The organism is Anaplasma marginale str. Florida, from assembly GCF_000215485.1.
Lineage (GTDB): Bacteria > Pseudomonadota > Alphaproteobacteria > Rickettsiales > Anaplasmataceae > Anaplasma > Anaplasma marginale.
This window is the reverse complement of sequence record NZ_AFMS01000173.1, coordinates 1-2700: the sequence shown is the minus strand read 5'-3', so window position 1 is coordinate 2700 and position 2700 is coordinate 1. Positions and strand designations below refer to the sequence as shown.

Annotated in this window: 2 protein-coding genes; both read right to left on the bottom strand. The window is 45.4% G+C overall.

Annotated features, from left to right (window positions below; translation table 11 throughout):
* Nucleotides 1-74 precede the first annotated feature (74 nt).
* On the bottom strand, nt 75-431 hold the full coding sequence (gene cutA, locus GAC_RS04850; protein WP_010264156.1) for a divalent-cation tolerance protein CutA: 357 nt from the start codon (nt 429-431) through the stop codon (nt 75-77).
* Between the two features lie 43 nt (nt 432-474).
* Nucleotides 475-2700, bottom strand: a 2226-nt coding sequence (locus tag GAC_RS04845) for a response regulator (RefSeq protein WP_037349644.1), incomplete at its 5' end; no start/stop codon positions are given.

Genomic DNA, 2700 nt, shown 5'->3' with positions numbered 1-2700 from the left:
TACAGGTTATCTACGCGCTTTCACGTGCCGAAGAGAGATAACAATCCGGGGCTGATGAGCGGCGCTGTACGGGGCTAGGGCTTATCAATGGGTTTTTCTGGGGGCACAGCCGCACCAGTACGCAATGCTACCCACTCTAAAAATGCTGGACTGCACCTTTCGGCATCTACCGAAAATAGTGCAGGTATATCGTAGGGGTGTTGCTCTAAGATCCTATTGATCGCTTCTTCTCCGAGGCTTTTTACCGTCTTCATGACCGCCACGCATTCTTCGCCTGTGTGCATTTCTTCGTCCCACATGTACATTGACGTGACATTGCAGAATATGTTCACACACGCCACCACGCCGTCCCGCAAGAGAGATGAGCCAATTTTGTAAGCTGTGTCATAATCAGGGAACGTGGCATAAACGACAGACAATCCGTCTTCCATACTTAGCCGAAAAAACTAACCAGCAGGATTGTGCACCTTTGGCTCATCTATTGCAAGCAAGAGCCTCACTTACTTTTTGTAGTAACTGTTTTAGTGTGAACGGCTTTGATAAGAAAAACATCTCATCCAGATTTATGTTTTTGTGCTGATGAAAGATTTCCTCTGCATACCCTGATACGAACATTACCTTGACGTTTGGTTGTATTTTTAATATCTCAGCAACGGTCTCAGGTCCGCTGGTGCCCGGCATTACGACATCGCTTATTACTATATCTATGTGCGTGCTTTTTGCTGTCTCAATGGCTGCTTTGCCTGAATTTGTATCTATAACTCGAAATCCTCTCTTCGACAGCGCTTTGGATGTGAATGCCCGCACCGGGTCTTCGTCTTCTATTAAGAGGACGGAGGCTGAGTTGCCCCACTCTTGGCCCTCTTCAAGCATTAAGTGGCCCACTTCTGGAGGCTCGCTGGATAGTAAGTGCTCTTCAACCCTCTGGCCCTCAGCCAGATACACACGAGGCAGGAGTATCATGAATTTTGTGCCCTCTCCCACCTTGCTGTGGACGTAAACATACCCGCCTGTCTGTTTTACTATTCCATATACTGTAGATAGCCCCAGCCCGGTTCCGTAGGATTCGCTTTTTGTTGAAAAGAATGGGTCAAAAATCTTTTTGATAATTTGCTTATCCATACCATGGCCCGTATCAATAACCTCGAGCACTACGTACTCTCCGTGCTCCACCTGATCTTTGTCTGGGACGAACATGCCTTTAGGTATGGTGGATGCGTCAACTTGTAGGTTGTAGGTGCGCAAAGTCAACACCCCTCCAGAATTCATTGCTGACTTTGCATTCACCACCAGATTCACTATTACCTGCTCCAGTTGGCATAGATCCACCTTCACCAGGCCGATGTTTTTGTCATAATATATCTTCAGCTCTATATCCTCGCTGATCAGGCGCTTTATCATTTGTGATAGATCAGCCACTATGTTGTTAATATCGAGTATCTTGGGTTGCAAGGTCTGCTTCCTAGAGAAGGCCATAAGCTGCTTGATCAGGTTGGTTGCGCGATTGGCGTTCTGCTTGATTTGCATTATATCCCTAAAAGAAGGGTCAGTTGCCGGATGCTGTATGAGCAATAAGTCACAAAACCCAATGATGGCCGTCAAAATGTTGTTGAAATCGTGCGCAATGCCTCCCGCCAATTGACCGATCGCCTGCAATTTCTGCGATTGTTCCAACTGCGTTTCCAAGCTCTTTCTATCGGCGCTATCAGTGATGTAACACACGACCGATATTTCGTTGTTGTGCACCAGTTTGTTCATATATATTTTCACGTAAGTCTTGTTGCACAACTGCCCCTCTATAGACATATTATTGATCGCGCTGCCCTGCAGGTATTTTTTTATCTTTTTGTTATGTACGGATGTAACATGCTCAAATATGTACCCATGGTTCTGCCCATCTGTTAGCGCTTCGAAGGCCTTGTTGTATTTTATAATCTTGCCGTCCAAATCACACTGGGCCATGGCAATTGGGGCGTGAATGAAGCACGGATTCAACTGATAGTCTGTGAGGCTAAACTTTTTGGGAGTCAGCAACCCACATGTGTAACTATTATTACTTTTGTCGTAGAACACTTCTTGGGTTACATGAGCCTTGAACATAGTGCCGGTAGATGTGATAAACACCGCTTCGTCTTCCGCGGCGTCAGACTGATTTTTACTGAGAAAGTCAGAGAACAGTGTATGGCGTTTTATGGCTTCTAACTCGAAAATTCTCAAAAAATTCTCGTTTGCGGAGATAATTACTCCCTCCTGATTGAGTAGGTATGACCCTACTTTGTGCCTGTGCAACAGCCTCTCGTGCACCTCTTCTTTGGTGATCTTCATTGCCTTTAGGACAAAATAGTCCTGCGGCCTCGAGAGCGGGTTTAAGAGCAACCTAAACGTTGCCTCTTGCTCAACATCTACCTGCGGGTTGTCTGCGATCGGATCAAGAATTAGAGAGAAATTAGAGACAGAATTTTTCTTACTCACAGAAAAGTAAGTGCGCACCGGTGATTTGTTCTTCAACGCGCCGAGGAATCTCGCTATTTCATCTTCGCTCAGATTGCCCAATTTTAATATGCTGAAGAGGTTTAAAGGGCGTCTTCCCAGATTTTTGAATCTTGCATTGAATCTTGCATCTGAGTAGACCACGTTCCCGTTGCTTTTTAATATGAGACAAAACTCAGTGTCATGATTTAGCGCGTTTGCAAAAATCAT

Bases quoted from the DNA above. Each gene is read 5' to 3' on its own strand.
- cutA (WP_010264156.1), bottom strand. From the start codon at position 431: ATGGAAGACGGATTGTCTGTCGTTTATGCCACGTTCCCTGATTATGAC.